The 20,196-nt window shown below is 37.5% G+C and carries 17 protein-coding genes; 15 read left to right on the top strand and 2 right to left on the bottom strand.

Features of this window, described 5'->3' with window-relative positions; translation table 11 throughout:
- Nucleotides 1-119 precede the first annotated feature (119 nt).
- A complete protein-coding gene (locus HC728_RS00930; RefSeq protein WP_190395019.1) occupies nucleotides 120-1,163 on the bottom strand; it encodes a porin in 1,044 nt (347 codons plus the stop codon).
- Nucleotides 1,164-1,801: 638 nt separating this feature from the next.
- Entirely contained in the window at nucleotides 1,802-2,821 is a 1,020-nt protein-coding gene (locus tag HC728_RS00935; RefSeq protein ID WP_047863458.1) for a porin, read from the bottom strand.
- Nucleotides 2,822-3,344: 523 nt separating this feature from the next.
- On the opposite strand from HC728_RS00935, the gene dinG reads away from it, so the two are divergent.
- From dinG to tssJ, 15 genes are all read left to right on the top strand, one after another.
- Nucleotides 3,345-5,429: an ATP-dependent DNA helicase DinG gene (dinG, locus tag HC728_RS00940; protein ID WP_012534210.1), complete on the top strand. Its 2,085-nt coding sequence runs from the start codon at nucleotides 3,345-3,347 to the stop codon at nucleotides 5,427-5,429.
- Nucleotides 5,430-5,497: 68 nt separating this feature from the next.
- Entirely contained in the window at nucleotides 5,498-6,268 is a 771-nt protein-coding gene (locus HC728_RS00945; protein WP_190395020.1) for a TSUP family transporter, read from the top strand.
- Nucleotides 6,269-6,278: 10 nt separating this feature from the next.
- Nucleotides 6,279-6,830, top strand: a complete 552-nt coding sequence (locus tag HC728_RS00950) for a primosomal replication protein (protein WP_011261639.1) — start codon at nucleotides 6,279-6,281, stop codon at nucleotides 6,828-6,830.
- Nucleotides 6,831-6,858: 28 nt separating this feature from the next.
- Nucleotides 6,859-7,029, top strand: coding sequence for a pleiotropic regulatory protein RsmS (rsmS, locus tag HC728_RS00955; protein WP_161484871.1), 171 nt, complete (start codon nucleotides 6,859-6,861; stop codon nucleotides 7,027-7,029).
- Between the two features lie 222 nt (nucleotides 7,030-7,251).
- Entirely contained in the window at nucleotides 7,252-8,802 is a 1,551-nt protein-coding gene (gene tssA / locus HC728_RS00960) for a type VI secretion system protein TssA (protein WP_190395021.1), read from the top strand.
- Between the two features lie 15 nt (nucleotides 8,803-8,817).
- Complete coding sequence (tssB, locus tag HC728_RS00965) at nucleotides 8,818-9,318, top strand: type VI secretion system contractile sheath small subunit (protein ID WP_005418723.1); 501 nt, start codon at nucleotides 8,818-8,820, stop codon at nucleotides 9,316-9,318.
- A gap of 3 nt (nucleotides 9,319-9,321) precedes the next feature.
- Nucleotides 9,322-10,797, top strand: coding sequence for a type VI secretion system contractile sheath large subunit (gene tssC, locus HC728_RS00970; protein ID WP_017019097.1), 1,476 nt, complete (start codon nucleotides 9,322-9,324; stop codon nucleotides 10,795-10,797).
- Between the two features lie 89 nt (nucleotides 10,798-10,886).
- A complete protein-coding gene (tssE, locus tag HC728_RS00975; protein ID WP_190395022.1) occupies nucleotides 10,887-11,312 on the top strand; it encodes a type VI secretion system baseplate subunit TssE in 426 nt (141 codons plus the stop codon).
- Nucleotides 11,309-13,060 carry a type VI secretion system baseplate subunit TssF gene (gene tssF / locus HC728_RS00980; protein WP_190395023.1) on the top strand — a complete coding sequence of 584 codons (1,752 nt, stop codon included), beginning with the start codon at nucleotides 11,309-11,311 and terminating at the stop codon, nucleotides 13,058-13,060. Before tssE ends, tssF begins: the two co-directional genes overlap by 4 nt.
- Nucleotides 13,024-14,064 (top strand): type VI secretion system baseplate subunit TssG, encoded by a 1,041-nt coding sequence (tssG, locus tag HC728_RS00985; protein WP_065641409.1) that lies wholly within the window; start codon nucleotides 13,024-13,026, stop codon nucleotides 14,062-14,064. The genes tssF and tssG overlap by 37 nt, the downstream gene beginning before the upstream one ends.
- Entirely contained in the window at nucleotides 14,061-16,643 is a 2,583-nt protein-coding gene (gene tssH, locus HC728_RS00990; protein WP_190395024.1) for a type VI secretion system ATPase TssH, read from the top strand. Before tssG ends, tssH begins: the two co-directional genes overlap by 4 nt.
- 5 nt (nucleotides 16,644-16,648) lie before the next feature.
- A complete protein-coding gene (locus HC728_RS00995; protein WP_012533419.1) occupies nucleotides 16,649-18,217 on the top strand; it encodes a sigma-54-dependent Fis family transcriptional regulator in 1,569 nt (522 codons plus the stop codon).
- Between the two features lie 2 nt (nucleotides 18,218-18,219).
- A complete protein-coding gene (locus tag HC728_RS20280; protein ID WP_005418710.1) occupies nucleotides 18,220-18,348 on the top strand; it encodes a hypothetical protein in 129 nt (42 codons plus the stop codon).
- A 3-nt stretch (nucleotides 18,349-18,351) separates the two neighbouring features.
- Nucleotides 18,352-19,662 carry a type VI secretion system-associated FHA domain protein TagH gene (gene tagH / locus HC728_RS01000; RefSeq protein ID WP_065597062.1) on the top strand — a complete coding sequence of 437 codons (1,311 nt, stop codon included), beginning with the start codon at nucleotides 18,352-18,354 and terminating at the stop codon, nucleotides 19,660-19,662.
- Between the two features lie 36 nt (nucleotides 19,663-19,698).
- A complete protein-coding gene (gene tssJ, locus HC728_RS01005) occupies nucleotides 19,699-20,190 on the top strand; it encodes a type VI secretion system lipoprotein TssJ (protein ID WP_012534191.1) in 492 nt (163 codons plus the stop codon).
- The last annotated feature ends 6 nt before the right edge of the window (nucleotides 20,191-20,196 follow it).

Raw genomic sequence — 20,196 nt, forward strand, 5'->3', positions numbered from 1 at the left:
AAAAAAGATGAATTATTTTAAAGAAAATTATATTTCATTTTTCACAAACTTTTTTACAGACGAAAAAAAGCCAGTCAAAATGACTGGCTTAATAATCTGTTCTACTTTAAATCAAGAGATTAGAAGTAATAGTATGCAGCTGCGAATACGTGAGTTTCTTCGTCTACTGCTTTATCACCAGTATCAAGCTCTTGCTTAATATCGATACCCATGTCCATGTTTTTAGCTAGAGTGTACATAGCTGCAACGTTCATGAATGATTGATCTAAATCTTTCATGCCTGTAACTTCATCTGTATTTGCAGCATAACCAGCAGCTAGAGTTAAGTCTTCAGTTACTGCGTAACCTGCTGATAGGTAGTAACCAGTGTTTGTTTTATCTAGGTTTTTAGCGCTTGTATCTTCAATCCAGAAGTTAGCACCTAGCTTTACTTCACCTAATTTAACATTACCTGTTACAGTCATAACTTGGTAATCAGCATCAGCAACTTTAATATCACCTCTTACTTTTCGAGTAGCTTCATCGCGTAACTCATAACCAGCGTAGATATTGAAGATATCTTGCTCGATACCAACGTAACCGTTCACACCTTTTTCAGCATCTACATGTGTATCATCAGTTTCAAAGTAAGAAACACCGTACGCGAAACCACTTGTTGCGCCTTGGAATTTAACTACGTTGAATGCGTCAGATGCATCACCAGCAGAAGCACCGAATTCGTATGTGTTATCGCCAGCACCATCGATTGCATCAAGAGCTGTGTCATTTTCCCAACCAAAAGATGCGATACCGAAACCAGTGTCAAAACCTAACCATGCTTTATCAACATCAGTAGCAAATTCTGAACCATCTTTAAGGATTGGTGAAGTCGCGTTATCTGTTGTGTAATTCAACATTAGATCAGTTTCAAAGTAACCAACGATGCGGTTGTTACGGTAGTTAACTGCTAGAGTTAAACCTGTTGCCCAATCATCGTAAAATGCTTTAGAACCAGTGTCGTAGTAACCACCTACACCAACAGAACCAGAAACAGAGAATTGATCTTTGTGCATTGGGTCAAATGCAAACATGTCTTCGTTTTTGCTGTTTTGGCTGCTTGTATCAACAGCAAATGCTGAAGCTGAGATACTTGCGATAGCAAGCGCTAAAAGAGTCTTTTTCATAATTAAGTCCACTGCCTTTTCTTAGAAAGATTTGGAAATCCGATTTCCGGTTCCCTTTTTATATCTGGATTGCTACAGAAGCATCTTAGTGTGCAACTTGTTAGCATCTCGATTTCTGGAGAGTACTTTGCTAAAGATTTCTCACCATGTCAACGAAGAAAGTCAAGGAAAGTAAAAAATGATAAATACACACAATACAGCAAGTTACATGAATACATATTAAGATTTGATACAGATCACACCAAAAAATATAAATTTAGATAAACAACAAAGAGAGCAAAAAAACAACAAGAGCACGTAAGCAACTGAAATTAAATACACAAAAAGATAAAAACAAATAAAAATGACATCATAATAAAGCGTTTTCATTTAATGTTAATAAATAGAATTTGATATTTAAACAGGTGAAATTGAAGGGTAAATTAGTTTCATTTTTTTTATATTTATAAGGTGTAAACTAATAAAAAATGAAGAAGCCTAAAAAATTAATTGTGACCTATAACACACTTTATCCCCCTCACCTCATTCTTAACTGTTGAAGTCAAACAGAGTTACTACAATAAATCAGTCAAATAAAAACAAAAAAAGCCAGTCAAATATGACTGGCTTAATAATTACTTCGACTTTATATAATACAATTAGAAGTAGTAGTAACCTGCTGCGAACACATAAGTTTCTTCGTCAGCAGCACCAGCATCAAGATCTTGGCGTACATCAATACCCATATCCATGTTCTTAGCTAACGTATACATTGCCGCAACGTTCATGTAAGAGTAATCAGTTTCAACTTTTGATACTTCTTTTGTATTTGCCGCATAACCAGCTGCTAACGTTAAGTCTTCAGTAACAGCGTATCCTGCAGATAAATAGTAACCAGTGTTTTCTTGGTTTGTTAGGTTTTTACCCGTTAAATCTTTTGCATTACCATCTTCAATCCAGAAGTTTGCACCAAGTTTAACAGCACCAAGCTTAACGTTACCCGTTACAGTCATTACGTCATACTCAGCTTTATCACGTGTTTCATAACCAGCATAAACATTAAAGATTTCTTGCTCGATACCAATGTAACCATTCACACCTTTATCAGCTTTCGAACGATTATCATCAGTTTCAAAGTAAGATACACCGTAAGCGAAACCACTTGTTGAACCTTGGAATTTAGCTACATTGAAACCATCAGATGCATCCCCCGCAGAAGCACCAAATTCGTATGTGTTATCACCTGCACCATCTACAGCATCAAGAGCTGTGTCGTTTTCCCAACCGAAAGATGCGATACCAAAACCAGTATCAAAACCTAACCATGCTTTATCAACATCAGTCGCAGGTCCAGAATGTTTATCAGAAGAAGAGGCTGCTTTTTCATCAGGATCTGTTGAGTAATTCATCATGAAATCAGTTTCAAAATAACCAACAACACGGTTGTTACGATAGTTAACAGCAAGAGTCAAACCTGTAGCCCAATCATCATACAGCGCTTTTGATTTTGTATCATAGTAACCACCTACACCTACAGAACCAGATACAGAAAACTGATCTTTATGCATAGGGTCAAATGCAAACATTTCATCGTTCTTACTATTTTGGCTACTAGTATCAACAGCAAAAGCTGAAGTCGAGATACTTGCGATTGCAAGAGCTAAAAGAGTCTTTTTCATAATAATCCACTGCCTTTTCTTAGAAAATTGGAAATCCGATTTCCGGTTCCCTGTTTTTATGTAATTTATTAAGTACCGATAACACATCTAATCGTGTGATTAATCAGTACTTCTGAATTCGGTTGCTACTTTGCAAAAACTAAATAATTATGTCAAACGTTATAAATTTTAATAAAAAAACAACAAACCAAGCAAAAACAGCACCTTACATCGTTAACAAATCGTAAATAATACAAATTAAGCTCATGCAAAACAAAAACTATAAATATTTATTTCTAGGCATAAAAGAATTTAAAACTTTTAAAAGTACTAAAAATAAACTTTAATAGAATAATCCACTAATAAATACCAATTTAAAGAACTTTAATTAAACCTAAAATTTAACATCATATAGTCAAGGATACCTTATTCTCACTTTCGTGATGTTCATCTCAATTTAAAAACACTGAATTCCATTATTTGCAGAAGATCACACTCAAACTTGCGTGCTACAATGGTTCTTTAAATTTAATTGAGCCTTCTCATGCTGAATAAATCGGTTACTGATAGCATTCGCCAAAGCTACAAAACACTACAAGATCAACTTCCAGGTTTTATACCTCGCCGTGCTCAGAACTATTTAGTAGCAGAAATCGCTAAATCACTTGCAGGTGAATACAGTGATTCTAATCGCATGATTGTTGCAGAAGCAGGAACAGGCATTGGTAAATCTCTTGCTTATCTACTAAGTGCAATTCCATATGCAAAGTTAAATAACAAAAAAGTGGTTATCTCAACCGCAACTGTTGCACTTCAAGAACAGCTTGCTCATAAAGACTTACCTTTCTATCGCCGTATATCGCCATTGCCTTTTTCTTTTATTATTGCAAAAGGTCGTCAGCGGTATTGTTGTAGTCATAAGTTGTCTCTACTAACAGAATCAAACAATGAAGACGACAAGCAAGTTGCTTTGTTTACTGAAAAACCAAAAAAGAAAGAGTTAGATTTACTAAAGAGAATGTACAAAGCATTAGCTGAAGGTAAATGGGACGGTGATATAGATAGTTGGCCAACGACAATTCCCTCTTCTATCTGGCAAAGCATTGTTTCAGATAAGTACAGCTGTCATAACGGCTTACCCATGCACCGTGAATGTCCGTTTCAAAAAGCTCGTGAACACTTAGATAAAGCGGATGTGGTTATTGCAAATCACAGTTTAGTTATGGCTGACATCGATTTAGGCGGTGGTGTTGTTTTGTCTGAACCAGAACAAACCATATATATTTTTGATGAAGCTCACCATCTTCCAAATGTTGCGCGAGAACACTCATCTGCTGCAGCGAGTTTAAAAGGTTCAGCCTCGTGGTTAGAGTCATTAAACAAATCGGTTAGTAAATTCTGTAATCTTGCAGATCAAAAAAGAGTTAATCGATTTCAAAACTCTCTTCATGAACATATCCAGGAATTAATTCCTACGCTTAATCAGTTAAGTAAGCAATTTGACCCGACATTATTCAATGATGATGGAATTTATCGTTTTGAACATGGTGAAATACCGAACTGGTTAGCAGAGCAATCCAAAGAATTAAAAGAAGTCTCAACTAAAGCCAACCAAGCACTAGCAAAAATTAGTGACTTAATCTCTGAACGCATGAAAGATGGCGAATTAGCACCGAGAATGGCAGAGCCAGCATTAGCTGAAATAGGCTTTTACTTACAAAGATTAGAAAATTTAGCTCAAGTTTGGTTTTTAATGGCAAAACCCAATAGTGATAAAGGAGCACCACTCGCTAGATGGCTAGAAAAGAGTCAAGACAGAGACGGAGATACCTTCATTAACGTATCCCCTCTAGAGGTAGGTTGGCAACTTGACCAAAATTTATGGAGTCGAGCAGCTGGGGCGGTTGTCGTTTCAGCAACAATGAGAGCATTAAATAGCTATTCATTTTTTTGTAAACAAGCAGGTATATCAGAAAAGCCTGAGGATGGTGTACGCTTCTTATCCTTGGCTTCACCATTTAATTACCAAGAAAACGCTCAATTGGTGATCCCTAAACTTCCAATGGAACCATCAGCCGCAGGGTTTACTGATTTACTAATTGAAGAGCTACCCTTTTATCTTGCTGATCAATCTTCAAGCTTAGTTTTATTCTCATCTTACTGGCAAATGAACAAAGTTGCTGAAGGTATAGAAAAGATTGTTAAAAAACACGGATGGAACCTACTTATTCAAGGACAGGAATCAAGACAAGAAATTCTAAAAAAACATAAAAAGCTTTGTGAGGAGAATAAAATCAGCATCTTATTTGGAACAGGCAGCTTCTCTGAAGGGTTAGATTTACCTGGAAACCTACTTACAAATCTAATTATAACTAAGATTCCATTTGGTGTTCCAACCTCTCCAGTTGAAGAGGCACATTCTGAATATATTGAGAGTCGTGGTGGTAACCCATTTATGCAGATCAGTGTTCCAGAAGCGAGTAAAAAATTAATTCAATCGGTAGGTCGACTACTGCGTAAAGAAGAGGATTCTGGTAGAGTTGTGCTTCTTGATCGCCGTGTAATAACTAAGCGTTATGGTAAAGCTCTTTTGGATGCCTTACCTCCTTTTAAAAGACTAGTAGAGTAATATCTCGTTATTACTTAAATCATTCGCAGATGCGAGCTTACTATAGCTATTAATAATTAAGAATTGATATGGAATTTCTCGAACCATCAACCCTCATTATCCTAGGGTTATTTGCCTTTATTGCTGGATTTATTGATGCTGTTGCAGGCGGAGGAGGAATGTTAACCGTTCCTGCTCTACTCTCATTAGGACTTCCTCCACACATAGCTTTAGGTACAAATAAGTTAGCCGCAAGTTTTGCTTCATCTACGGCTGCACTCACCTACTTTAAAAAGAAGTTGTTTGACCCCCATTTTTGGAAAGCCTCTTTTGTCGCAACTTTATTTGGCGCAACATGTGGAACTTTGCTGGTTAACTATATTTCAACGGAATGGCTTGAAAAAGGATTACCTTTAATTATTTTAGCTGCTGCAATTTATACTATTTGGCATCCACAGCCAAAGGCAGATCAAAATCAATTACCTGATATCACACCTAAACTAAAGACTCAGCAGATTATTCAAGGCTTATCCTTAGGATTTTATGATGGTGTAGCAGGACCTGGAACTGGTGCGTTTTGGACGGTTAGCAGCATGGCGATGTATCGTCTAAACATCTTATTAGCATCAGGCTTAGCAAAAGCTATGAATTTCACCAGTAACTTTACTTCACTGGTTACCTTTGCAATTCTTGGCCATATTAACTGGGCACTAGGTTTAACTATGGGCGTCTGCTTAATGGTCGGCGCATTTATTGGTGCACACTCAGCTATTCGTTTTGGCTCTAAGTTTATTCGACCAGTGTTTGTAACTGTGGTTTGTATCTTGGCTGTTAAACTCGCTTTAGACGCTTGGTTCTAACGGAACAATTATGACTAATTTTACCTCTATCGAAATAATGCTAGAACAACTAGGTAAAACGGCGGCTGAAATTGACCGACGTCGAGGGGAACAGCGACTCCCTTTATTTGATGAACGTCTATTTGGATGCAGAAGCCGCTATCTTGTGCCCTGTATAAATGAAGCAAAAGCAACGCTTGGATCGATTCAACGAGAAGAAAAAGCAAATATTCTTACTGCACAAAGAGCGGAATATTTAACGCAAATGTTGGTTGCTCAAATTGAAGCGATACAAAGAGAAGTAGCAACTCAACGTATACGCTCTAACGAACCTCGTCCGAAGGGAAGCTATAAAAAACCCATTAGTGATATGTATCAAGACCTAGCTCAACATCAAGAGTGGGAACGCCGCTTAGCACAAATGGTAAATGATCAAGAACTGGCAATTAATCAATGTCATTCATTCTCTCAGCAGCAAGATCTACAACAAAAACTGCTAGCAACAGAAAAACGCTTACAACGCTGTAAAGAAGCAATGATCCGATTAGAACAACAAATTACTTATCGAGAGCAACATGACTAACCCCCAAAATAATCAGCAAATACCGCAAATTCAAACCGAAGTTGAAGTTCAAACAGAGACTCCTAGCCCTCTAGATAACGCACCAGATGAAATAAAATTAGCGGTGGATTTAATTTATCTTCTTGAAAGCAACGAAGTTGACAAAGAAACAGCAATCAAAGCATTAGAGATTGTGCTCTCCGACTTCAAGAACAAATGACGTATCAAAAATAAGACACCTGCTTTATTTGTAAATCATGAGAAATAGTTCTTTTAATTTAGTTTCATAAAATTTAGATCTATTTCTCAATTAATTTTCATCGCAAATTATTTCCCTTTCTTAATTAAATTCTTCCATTTACTATTTCTATATAAAAATAATTTTAATAATAATTAAATCAATACAATCTGACTTGAACAACATCATTTAGCTAGGGTAAATATGTTTTCTTACGACTCAATCCTTTCTGATATATCAGATAAGGATCGCTTAGGCACAGATTTAACTTATGAGCCTGAGTTTGAATTAATTGAAGAAGAAATAAAAAAATCAACGAATCTGTTTGCTACAAGCAAAACGGACTGGTCTGCCGTGCATGATAACTCGTTGAATTTACTAAGTGAAACTAGTAAGGATTATAGATTGCTTTACTGGTTGTGCTTATCTATAACTAAGAGAAATCTTGCTATTGATAATAATGAGTTAATCCGTGTTATTAATGATTTCATCATTAAATTCAAAGACGATATTTACCCAAGAAGAAAAAGAAGTCTATATTCCTCTATTAATCAAATCATTAATATAATAACAGATACCACAAAATCCATTATCGATAATATAGACAATATAAATGATGCAGATATATTAATTAAAAAATTATCAGTATTAGATGATTCAATTGAGTCTATTTTTGAAAATAATACAGATAATTTATCTTCTGTTATTTCATTAATCAAAAAACTTAAAAAACGTTTAAAATCAGAAACCGAAAATAATGAGATAGTAACAGCACAATCTATACCATCTGCACCAACACAAGCTCCATCAACAACATCAACTATCTCATTTTCTCAAGATGACATCACAAACGATAGAGATGCAAATAAAGCATTTCGTCACTTACAAGATGTAGCGAGAACACTCTCAAAATACTGGTTATCTCAAAAACTTAATGATGAAAAAGTTTTTCAATTAAACCGAACTCTAACATGGCTAACCATATCGCAATTACCTGCAAGTAATGATGATAATGTAACTATGTTAAAGCCCGTTCCTCAAGCTAGAACACAATATTTCCAACAATTAAAAGCTGAGTTAAATCACTCTGCATTGGTTATAGAAATGGAAGAGAGCCTTTCTAAATCACCATTTTGGATTGATGGCCATTTCATGGTTTGGGAAAGCCTAACGGCACTTAATCATCATGATGCAGCACAAAGCATCACTGATCAGTTGTCTCTATTAATCAACAAAACACCAAGCATCACCGATCTTAAATTCGATGATGGAACTGAGTTTGCTAGTGAATCAACAAAAGCTTGGATACAGCAGCACTGTTCTACTTCAACTCATACTACTACAGCTCCAGTAAATCATTTCGATGAATCACAAAATAGCAGTGACTGGGAAAATGCGCTCCAAGAAGCTCTCACATTGTTACAGCAGCACAGCTTAAACGAAGTAATGCAACCTCTCATCCGTGGTCATCATCAATCACGTTCCAATAGAGAAGCCTTTTTTTGGCAATTTACTCAGGCAAAACTGCTGTTTCAATCCAGCAAATATGAGTTAGCCAACTCACTTTTCTCATGGCTTGATAAGCAATATTCCCAATCCGTACTCGCTCATTGGGATCCTATTCTGGAAGAACGTTTACTTGAACTGTGGCTTCAATGCCATAACAAATTATCTATAAAAGACCAAGACAGTCAGTTGCTAACACACATACGTGAAAGGCTCTGCTGTTTAAACCCAATACGAGTTCTTAATTAAACCCAAGGAGACCCCATGTCAAAAGATGGATCTGTTGCACCAAAAGAACGTGTAAATGTGACATTCAAACCAGTAAGCGGTGACGCTGCAGAAGATCTTGAACTTCCACTGAAAATGATGGTTCTTGGTGACTTTACTCAGCAAGAAGATGATAGAAAACTTGAAGATCGAAAACCATTTAATGTTGATAAAAGCAATTTCAATGACGTTATTGAAAAACAAAACTTAAACATCTCTTTTGGTGTGAAAAACCAACTTCAAGATGATGGCGAAGGAAATGAGGAAATAGCAGTCGATCTAAGTTTTAAACATATCAATGATTTTGATCCTTCAAGCATTGTTGAGCAAGTACCTGAACTAAAAGGCTTAATGGATTTACGTGAAGCGCTTGTTTCTTTAAAAGGCCCGTTAGGCAATGTTCCTGCATTTCGCAAAGCAATTGAAGATGCCCTTGTTGATGATGAAGCTCGTGAAAAACTACTAAGTGAATTAGGTCTAGTGACAGAAAAGGAATAAGACATGTCAGATACAAGCACAGCACAAGAGCTAGATAATCAAGTTACTGTTGGACTTCTTGATCAAATCGTAGCTCAAACTAATTTAACTCCAGAAGATGAAACATACGGTATTGCTAAACGTGGTGTCAGCGCTTTTATTGAAGAGTTATTAAAACCTCAGAATCAAGAAGAGCCAGTCAAAAAAGCACTGATTGATAAAATGATCACAGAGATTGATCAACGCTTAAGTAAGCAAGTTGACGAAATTCTTCACCACTCTTCTTTTCAACAACTTGAATCAGCTTGGCGTGGATTAAAATTACTCGTTGATCGCACCGATTTTCGTGAAAATATTAAAATCGAAGTAATTAATGTATCTAAAACTGACTTGTTAGAGGACTTCGAAGATGCTTCAGAAATTACTCAATCAGGACTCTACAAGCATGTCTACACTAACGAGTTTGGTACATTTGGTGGCCAACCTGTTGGTGCTATTATTGGTAATTATGACTTTGGTCCTTCTGCGCCTGATATTAAAAACCTTCAAAACCTGGCTTCTGTAGCAGCGATGTCTCATGCACCATTTATTTCAGCCGCTGGTCCTAAATTCTTTGGCTTAGAATCATTTGAGGGATTACCTGATCTAAAAGATCTTAATGATCATTTTGAAAGTCCTCAATATGCAAAATGGCAAAGCTTCCGTGAGCAAGAAGACTCAAGATATGTAGGCTTAACATTACCTAGATTCTTATTACGTCAGCCTTATGACCCAGAAGAAAACCCAGTAAAAACGTTCAATTACCATGAAAATGTTTCTGCTACTCACGAAGATTATTTATGGGGAAATACCGCTTTTACAATGGCAACTCGTATCACTGAAAGTTTTGCTAATTTCCGTTGGTGTCCAAATATTATTGGCCCTCAATCAGGTGGTGCAGTAGAAGACCTACCTCTCCACCACTTTGAAAGTATGGGTGATATTGAAACTAAGATCCCAACAGAAGTTCTTGTTTCCGACCGCAGAGAGTATGAATTAGCAGAGGAAGGCTTTATTGCTCTCACTATGCGTAAGGGCTCAGATAATGCGGCTTTCTTCTCTGCTAACTCCGTTCAAAAAGCGAAGTTTTTTGGCAATACCGAAGAAGGTAAAAACGCTGAGTTAAATTTCCGTTTGGGTACGCAACTCCCTTACTTGTTCATTATTAGCCGTCTTGCACATTACATTAAAGTGCTACAGCGTGAACAAATCGGTAGCTGGAAAGAACGTACAGACTTAGAGCAAGAGTTAAACACCTGGATTCGTCAATACATTGCTGATCAAGAAAATCCACCAGCTGAAGTTCGTAGCCGTCGTCCACTTCGTGCAGCCAATATCGAAGTAATGGACGTTGAAGGCAATCCAGGTTGGTACAAAGTAAACCTATCAGTTCGCCCACACTTCAAATACATGGGTTCTGATTTTACTTTGTCGCTAGTTGGTAAATTGGATCAAGAGTAATCCCTTTCACCCTGTGTTTAGTAAAAGTCTAATTATTGACAATAAACACAGGGTATTTCACAGAGTGTTAATGGAATAAAGAGTGAAATATGTCGAACCAACGATTATTTGAACGACTATTAAGTGGTACAACACAAAGCAATCAATCTGTCACAGCACAGCATATGGCAGAATCAATTCGCTCACACGTCAGTCAGTTACTTTCAACAAGACAAGGGGCTGCATTGATCTGTCCTGATTTAGGCTTGCCAGATCTTAATATGTCTCACATGAGTCCGCATGATGCCATCCTTCATATTAAACGCGAGGTTGAACGTGTTATCGCTCGCTATGAAACGAGAATCATTAATCCTCAAGTCCGCTATTTAGGTGATATCTATAACCCTTTACGTCTCTATTTTGATGTCAGTGGTGATGTCATCATTAATGGGAAAAATACCGCTATTTCATTTACCGCTCATGCTCAAGCCGCTAACCGCAACGCTGAAACCAATATTACACAAGGTGCAGCATGAGTTTTAATCATTACTATCTATCTGAATTAGCGGCACTACGCGAATTAGGAAAGTCGTTTTCGAGAGAAAATCCGGCTTTAGCACCCTATTTAGGTCAAGAGGGATTGGATCCAGATATTGAGCGATTATTCGAAGGATTTGCTTTTTTAGTTGGTCGTTTACATCAACGCTTAGATAACCAGTTACCAGAATTAACTCATTCATTAATGCGTTTATTGTGGCCTAACTATGTCCAAGCAATTCCAGCAATGAGTACTCTGCAATTTACACCGGCAAGTGAAGCAACCCAAGCATCAACAATTAAACGTGGTACGGAAGTACTTAGCCAACCTATTGATGGCGTTCAATGTAAGTTTAAAACGTGCTTTGATGTTGATATTTATCCTGTATCTCTTCATTCATCATCTTTTACAGCAAATGGGCATGGTGGCATTTATCAATTACGATTGGAATTACCTTCAGGAATCGATCTAGCATCGTTAAATATGAAACAGTTACGTGTTCATTTTAATGGTGACAAAGCCAGTTGCTTGTCTCTCATTATGGCACTTTGCTCTTCCACCACTCAAGCTGAGTTTTGCGCTTTGGATAAAGAGTTAGAACAAATCAATCGCTCAACGTTTCCAACCCATAGCATTAAACCTGTTGGCTTTAAAACCAATGAAGCTATTTTTGATTACCCTCTCAATACGTTTGAAGGCTACCGACACATTCAAGAATTTTTTTGTTACCCAGAAAAATATTACTACATTGACTTAACTGAGTTACCAGTTTGGCCAACTCAGTTTAGTCAAGGGTGTAAATATGTCGATTTAAAATTCACGTTAGATAACATCACACAACAGCCTTTTTACGCTAATCGTGTTCAACCAGAGCTATTTTGTACCCCAATCGTTAATTCATTTAAAAGTGATACTCAACCACTCTTACTTAACCACAGAAAAGATCATTATAAGATCACACCGGTTTCTTTAAATGACGAAAGCAGTACCATTTTATCGGTTAAAGAAGTTCACGGTTGGAACCCTGGGCAAAAAGGTCGTATCGATTTTTACCACTTTGAATCATTTGAACATAATGAAAATAAAAATCGCTCAAACTATTACAGTATCCGCCAAGAAAAGAACATTGTCAGTGGGCACTTTGATACGTATCTATCGTTTCGTTCTCAACACACCTTTACCAATAGCGTGACGGTTTCTATTGCCGTTATTGCATGTAATGGGGCATTAGCTCAACGTTTATCTGTAAACTCAATAACAGAAACAACAGATCAAACAACTGGTTCAGCCACATTTACCAATATCAGAACAGTAACGCCTTGCTACACCCCACCCATTGATAAAGATGGTCTTTGGTCGCTCATATCAAATATGTCCCTTAATTATCTTTCATTAACCAAACCTGAAGCGTTTAAACGTATTTTGCTTGCTTATGATTTTGCTGGTCAACAAGACGATGCAAAAGGAAAAAAACATAAAAGACTGATCGATGGCATCGTAAGTATATCGACCAAACCTTGCGATATGTTATACGAAGGCGCTCCTGTACGAACAATGAATACACAACTTCATCTCAACACGAAGCACTTTTTATGTGAAGGCGAGCTGTATTTATTTTCCACTGTAATTAATGAATTTTTATCGCTTTATACCAGTATGAATTCATTCAACCAATTGCACGTTACAAGCACTGATGGAGGAGACTATTCATGGCTACCACGAATGGGGCAACAACCTCTAATTTAGTCTCGATAACATCAAATCAAATTCCTATTCAATTAGGAATAACCATTGAACATATTGGACATTTATCCTTGATGAAGGCATTGGATCATGTATGTCATCACTTAAAAAACAAACATGATGAATGGGATCTTGATCAGGCCTATGACCGTATTCAATTTGTAGCGAACCCTTCGCAAGGTTTCGCTCCTCGTGAGATTCAAAGCATTAAAGTAATCACTCATGATGATGGGCTACCAAAAGTCATTATGACATTAAATATGTTGTCATTAATTGGTGCTTCATCGCCCTTGCCTGCTTTTTATAATGATTATTTACTGCAGGATGAAAACAACGTTCTAAAGTCATTTCTTGATATTTTCCATCATAGATTACACCGTTTAATTCGTAGTGTTTGGCAAAAATATCGCTATAACGCAGCCTTTAGAGAAGGCGCAAATGATCCGTTTTCACAATATATATTTGCATTGCTTGGGTTAAAAAATCCTGAACTGCGTGATGACGACTCAATCAACTGGTCTCGCTTATTTCCTTACCTTGGTTTGCTAAGTCAAAGGGTCAGATCGGCAAATACAATAGAAGCGCTATTACGATACTACTTCCAGCATTCAGCGATACATATTGAAGAGTGCATTCTTCGTCACTGCTCAATTCCAACACAACAACTCTGTGAATTGGGCCAAAACAATGCCGTTCTTTCTAGCAGCTCTGTTTTAGGCAGTAGCGCACCAGATAGAGCAAATAAATTTCGTATACATATAAAAGAATTAACGTGGGATCACTTCCACTCTTTTTTAACCGATAAACCAAATTGGATCGCACTCAATCAATTAGTGCAATTTACCGTTAAAGATCCACTCGATTTTGATATTCAACTTCATTTAAAAAAAGATGAACCCCGTCCATTAACCTTATCAGTCGATAATGAATGCTGCTTAGGTTGGACGAGTTGGCTAGGTTCAAACCCAAATGAAGGACGTATTACACTTTCAGGGAAAACATTATGATTAACGTAGAACTACCTCAATTAATTAAAACATTAGATAAAGAGTCACACCTTGCGTTAGAGCAAGCCGCACAATTATGCGTCACTCGTGGCGGTAATGAAGTGTTATGTGAAGACTTTATTCTTGCGGCACTGAATAATCCACAAAGTTTCTGGAATAAAGCTTGTCAGCAATACAATGTATCTACTGACGTTTTAATTGAAGCGCTACAACACGGAAGAAAAAGTACCTCATCTGAAAGTAATCATCCTGTCTTATCAACTGCGTTAATCGAATGGCTTCAAGAAAGTTATCTCTTCTCCATGTTAGAAATGCAACTTTCTGAAGTACTCGCAGCAAATTTACTGCTTACTCTCCTTTCTCATCCAAACAAATATGGGCACACCCCCTATTACCGTGAACTCAGTGTCATTCCTGTCGCTTCATTAAAACAACAGGTTGAAGGCTTAGTCAGCTGCGCGAATCGAGATTCTCAATCCTCTGCTGAACATCAAAATGCACTCGATGCATACACGACCAATTACACACAATTGGCGAAAGATAATAAAATTGATCCTGTTTTATGCCGAGATTCTGAAATTCGTCAAATGATCGATATTTTAGCCCGTCGCCGTAAAAATAACCCAATGATTGTTGGCGAAGCAGGGGTTGGTAAAACGGCATTAGTAGAAGGTTTAGCAATAAAAATCGCTCAAGGAGAAGTACCCGATATGCTTGAAAATGTCGCCCTTCTCTCTTTGGATCTTGGATTACTTCAAGCAGGTGCAAGTATTAAAGGTGAATTTGAACGTCGCTTAAATTTGGTTATCACAGCAGTTCAAGAAAGTCCGACACCTATTATCTTATTTATTGATGAAGCACATACTCTAATTGGTGCTGGTGGACAAGCTGGTAGCAATGATGCCGCAAACCTTCTCAAACCAGCTCTTGCTCGAGGTGAATTACGTACAATAGGTGCAACAACGTGGTCTGAATATAAAAAATACATAGAAAAAGATCCAGCACTTGCACGACGTTTCCAACCGGTAAAAGTGAACGAACCTAATGTTACTCAAGCTGTAACAATTTTACGAGGTCTTGCTGAACGTTATGAGGAAAGCCACGGTGTTTATGTAAGAGATGATGCCATCATTGCCGCAGCTGAATTATCTGCACGTTACATTAGCGGTCGTCAACTACCAGATAAAGCCATCGATCTTCTTGATACAGCTTGTGCACGTGTGAAGATCAATTTAAAAGCCAAGCCTGAGTCATTAGAAACGTTATTACATATTACCGCTATTACTCAACGAGAGCTTGATTGTATATTAAGAGATCAACAAGCAGGAATTAATATTGAAGAAAACACCATCACTCAATTGAAAGAAAAGCTGTCTCAAACCCACCTTGAAGCTGAACAGTTAGAGCAAGAATGGCAAACACAAAAAGAATTAGCCGAAGCGCTACTAACTTCTCGAATTGACATTGCACAATGTAACGATGAAGAAGAAAAGCATCGATTAATTTGCAACCAACAAGAGATACATCAAGCGCTATCGGATGCACAACATACACACTCTTTAGTCAGTTACGAAACCTGCCCATCTTTGGTTGCTGAGGTAGTATCCCATTGGACAGGCATTCCAATGAGTACATTACAACGTGGACAAGCGACTCAAGTACTTACGATAAAATCAAAGCTAAAAGAACAAATCAAAGGCCAAGATCAAGCCGTCATCGCCTTAGAAAAAGCAATCCAAGCCACTGCAGCAGGATTAAACAACCCTAATTCTCCAACTGGTGTATTTCTTTTTGTTGGTCCAAGTGGTGTAGGAAAAACTCAAACCGCTCAAGCCATTGCCGATTTAATGTATGGCGGCGAACAATTTCTTACCACTATCAATATGTCAGAGTTTCAAGAAAAACACACCGTATCTCGCCTAATTGGTTCGCCTCCTGGCTACGTTGGATATGGTGAAGGCGGTGTGTTAACTGAAGCCGTTCGTCAACGCCCTTATTCAGTTGTATTACTTGATGAAGTCGAAAAAGCAGACCCTGAAATCATGAACCTTTTCTATCAAATTTTTGATAAAGGCGTAGCTAATGATGGTGAAGGAAGAGAAATCAACTTCAAACAAACGCTAATAATCATGACCTCAAACTTAGCCTCTGATCAAATTGAAGCACTTTGTAATCAAGAAGAAAAACCGACAACAGATGCATTAACTAAAGCCATCCGTCCAACGTTAAATCAGTACTTTAAACCAGCCTTAGTCGGACGAATGACCGTTGTCCCATTCTTCCCTCTTGATATGGAAAGTATGGAAGCCCTTGTGGATATTCGCCTTAAACAATTAACCGAACAGCTGTCATTGCAACAAATCACTCTTCATTATGACGAAGCAATCATTCAACACATTGCTCAAAGTTGTACATTAACTGAAACCGGTGCGAGAAATATTGATGCCATTATTAATGGACAACTAAAACCTGCATTTTCATCCCAAATACTGCTAGCACTGGCTAGAAAAGAACCATTGACCAGTATATCTCTATGTATCGATGAAAATGGCCAAGTCTTTTGCGAGTTTGAGGACTAGCCATCATGCCAGAGCAATTAATGAATATTACTTCAGAGCAACAAAGTGACTTTAATAAATTCACTCAATGTTGGTTATCTGGAATTTTAAAACACAGTGGTGCCCAAAAGGTAATTTGCTTTTTATCGCAACCTTCTGGTGCACAATTATTTAAAATGGCTGAAGGTTATTCTGATTCTAAACATCAACCTCAAATCACCTCTTTGCCTTTTGAGAATAAAAACGACAAAAATAACATCATTAATACCGATTATCGTGAATTTAATACGCTAACTCTCTGTATCAGTGAAGGACGCAATTTCAACCTTCATTTTAGTCAATGTACTGATGATATTAAGCATATTTTATTCGAACAATCAGAGTATTACACTCTAACCGATGGTGAAGTTGAATTTATGCCATTAAGAAATTCACAACAACGAATTTCAGGCGTACTCATGTTCTATTTCTCCAATTTTAGTACCTACCAAAAAAGTGACCGCCAAACAATTTATACCCTTAACTCACTTGCTATTGACCGAATCGCACTAGCAATTAAAAACAGTTACGCTTTATTGGATCAAAAGATTGCGCCTCATTCATCAACAACCCACATCCCATCTGATTTTAATATTGTTGGCGATAGTAGTGCGATAAAAGAGGTTCGCCTTAATATTTCTAAGGCATTACATATTAACCGCAACGTGCTAGTAACTGGTGAAACAGGAAGCGGTAAAGAGCTTATCGCAAAAGCTATTCATCAATTTGGTAATAGAAGAAATGAGCCATACGTTGTACAAAACTGTGCTTCTATTCCTGAACACCTACTTGAAAGTGAGTTATTTGGTTATCAAAAAGGAGCGTTTACTGGAGCGGATAGAGATTACATTGGTTTAATCCGCTCAGCTGATAAAGGTATCCTCTTTTTAGATGAAATCGGAGATATGCCAAGCTCACTGCAAGCCAAGCTGCTCCGCGTATTAGAAGAGAAAAAAGTTCGTCCGTTAGGGTCAACTACCCTTTACGATATTGATGTCAAAGTCGTTGCAGCAACACATCAAGCTTTAATCAAAAAAATTGAGCAAGGTGAATTCCGTCAAGACCTCTATTTCCGTTTAGCACAATTTACCATCGCACTTCCTCCACTTCGAGAGCGTTATGGCGACATCGCTTTATTGAGTCAATTTTTTGCTAAACATTATGCTTTAGAGCTTCACCAACCCATTCCCGCATTAACTAATGAGTTTATCAACTACCTTGATAATTACGCATTCCCAGGGAATGTTCGTGAGCTAAAAAACATCATAGAGCGTTGCTGTATGGAGGCACCTGACTGCCAACAATTGGATAAATCCATCATAGAAAAAGTCTTGAATAGCATCATGATGATGACGCCAAAAGAGAAGAAAGAGCAGACGTTAACTGGCAGTTTATCTTCTCAAATAGACCAATTTGAGAAGAACGTTTTAATGCAATATTTAGAGAAACATCAAGGGCATCTACAGACCATAGCTAACCGACTAGAGCTATCAAAAGGTTCTCTTGATTATCGATTACGAAAATTCAATTTGTCCGCCAAGGAATGGAGATATTAAGCATGTTGTTACGCTTTTCACTAATCACAACCCTATTACTGCTGTCAGCATGCAGCAATTACGATGAATATCGTCCTGTTGGCAACCCTGCTCCACAAGAGCAAACCACGTTAGTTTCAGAGGAGGAATAAAAGATGGAACTGGCTTTTGATATTATTCAATCACAAGATTTACCTATTGATACCTTACCTACTTTTACCTTCAAAAAGGCTGGTGGAACCATTGGTCGCAGTCCAAATGCCGATTGGTATATTGCAGATAGTAAAAGACAATTATCAAACGTTCATGCTTCAATTAGCTTTGAAGATGATCAATTTTTTATTACCGATAACAGTACCAATGGCACCTACTTCAATGGTGAAGAAGCATCACTGAATAGCGGTGAATTACATCCTGTATCTCATGGGGATGTTTATGAGCTTGGCTTCATTAAAATTCGTGCTCGTCTATTACAAGATCCAACCAATTATCGCTCACCAGAAACAAATCCAAATGCCTCTCGTGATCCTTTATCAAACCATGGTACGGATGAATCACCATCGGTATTTGACATGATCCCTGATGACAGCTTTTTAAGTGATGGACCAATTGAAGAACTATTAAATTCAGACGAAGAAATCATTCTAAAACAAGTAGAAGAATCGACACCTTCTCATACACAAATGGATGATGTGCTACTTAAAGAGCAATTCATTTCTCCAATATTTAATGAAGAAGAACTTAGCAATGATTCCCTTGATGATGAGATTGAGCTGGAACCGACTTATCAACCAAAAAGATCAAAGGAAAAGATCAATACAACCTCTAAAAAGAAAATAGATAGCATCACAAACAAAGAAGTGCCTGATGCACAAGTAACCTCAAACGAGCCTTATTTAGCAGCATTATCTAAAGGATTAGGCATCGAACTTACTAATCTCGAAGATCCAGAACAAACCTTATTTGATATTGGCTCTGCGCTTCGCAGTTCAGTAAATGGCATCCAACAACTACTACGTACTCGTACTGAAATCAAAAATAAATTAACAGCGAATGCCACCACGATTCAAGGCCAAGGTAATAACCCAATAAAATTCACCCATGATGTTAACGATGCACTCAATATCATTATTCATCATAAACCTGGGTATCTACAAGGGATTGAAGCCATCAACCAAAGCTGTAAAGACATCCAAGCAAATCAATTGGCTATTCATGACGCTTGCCAACATACGTTAGATGCATTGATTGAAAAACTCTCTCCAGAAACGCTGATATATCGCTTTGTGCAAGACGGAATACAAAGCAAGTTTGGTAAACCTGACGCCAAATATTGGCAGGCTTACAGCAAACTACATAAACAAATCAGTAAGGACCCTGATTGGCGCAACGCATTATTAGAGCAAGATTTTGCTAAGCAATATGAATCTCAATTACAAATGCTCACAGCAGCACTTCGTGTGTAATGAGCATAAAGAATTAAGGATAAGGACGTATTCACTATGAAACAATTATTTACCTTCATAGCTCTATTGTTACTCATTGGGTGCAGCAGCACACCTGATCCAACTTACGTAGCGCTTACTCTCAATGCATCTGCAAATGTTAACCCTGATCATGCGGATCGCCCCTCGCCTCTAGTGGTAAGGGTATTAGAGTTATCTTCCATTACTGGCTTTGAAAATTCAGAATTTTTTGATTTATACAATAATGCAAAATCAACCTTAGGAACGGATTTTATCGCAGAAGAGGAAATCATCTTACGCCCTGGCGATAAGAAAATCATCAAATTAAAGCTCAGTGAAAAAGGACAATATTTAGCCGTTATCGGCGCTTATCAAGATATAGATAATGCAAAATGGCATTACATATACACAGTTGAGCCAGAAGAGGCGCAAAAAGTAGAATTGATCGCTACCGACTCTTCTATCGTCAAATTAAAACGCGTGAAAAAGAAAAATAACGCCCCACAAAGCAATAATGCGCGAATTTAGAGGATA

It is taken from the genome of Aliivibrio sp. S10_S31 (genome assembly GCF_014694495.1).
Lineage (GTDB): Bacteria > Pseudomonadota > Gammaproteobacteria > Enterobacterales > Vibrionaceae > Aliivibrio > Aliivibrio fischeri.

Bases quoted from the DNA above. Each gene is read 5' to 3' on its own strand.
- tssA (WP_190395021.1), top strand. From the start codon at position 7,252: ATGTTTTCTTACGACTCAATCCTTTCTGATATATCAGATAAGGATCGC.
- tssH (WP_190395024.1), top strand. From the start codon at position 14,061: ATGATTAACGTAGAACTACCTCAATTAATTAAAACATTAGATAAAGAG.
- HC728_RS20280 (WP_005418710.1), top strand. From the start codon at position 18,220: ATGTTGTTACGCTTTTCACTAATCACAACCCTATTACTGCTGTCAGCA.
- tssF (WP_190395023.1), top strand. From the start codon at position 11,309: ATGAGTTTTAATCATTACTATCTATCTGAATTAGCGGCACTACGCGAA.
- tagH (WP_065597062.1), top strand. From the start codon at position 18,352: ATGGAACTGGCTTTTGATATTATTCAATCACAAGATTTACCTATTGAT.
- HC728_RS00935 (WP_047863458.1), bottom strand. From the start codon at position 2,821: ATGAAAAAGACTCTTTTAGCTCTTGCAATCGCAAGTATCTCGACTTCA.
- tssE (WP_190395022.1), top strand. From the start codon at position 10,887: ATGTCGAACCAACGATTATTTGAACGACTATTAAGTGGTACAACACAA.
- HC728_RS00995 (WP_012533419.1), top strand. From the start codon at position 16,649: ATGCCAGAGCAATTAATGAATATTACTTCAGAGCAACAAAGTGACTTT.
- tssJ (WP_012534191.1), top strand. From the start codon at position 19,699: ATGAAACAATTATTTACCTTCATAGCTCTATTGTTACTCATTGGGTGC.
- tssB (WP_005418723.1), top strand. From the start codon at position 8,818: ATGTCAAAAGATGGATCTGTTGCACCAAAAGAACGTGTAAATGTGACA.
- tssG (WP_065641409.1), top strand. From the start codon at position 13,024: ATGGCTACCACGAATGGGGCAACAACCTCTAATTTAGTCTCGATAACA.
- HC728_RS00950 (WP_011261639.1), top strand. From the start codon at position 6,279: ATGACTAATTTTACCTCTATCGAAATAATGCTAGAACAACTAGGTAAA.
- tssC (WP_017019097.1), top strand. From the start codon at position 9,322: ATGTCAGATACAAGCACAGCACAAGAGCTAGATAATCAAGTTACTGTT.
- dinG (WP_012534210.1), top strand. From the start codon at position 3,345: ATGCTGAATAAATCGGTTACTGATAGCATTCGCCAAAGCTACAAAACA.
- HC728_RS00945 (WP_190395020.1), top strand. From the start codon at position 5,498: ATGGAATTTCTCGAACCATCAACCCTCATTATCCTAGGGTTATTTGCC.
- HC728_RS00930 (WP_190395019.1), bottom strand. From the start codon at position 1,163: ATGAAAAAGACTCTTTTAGCGCTTGCTATCGCAAGTATCTCAGCTTCA.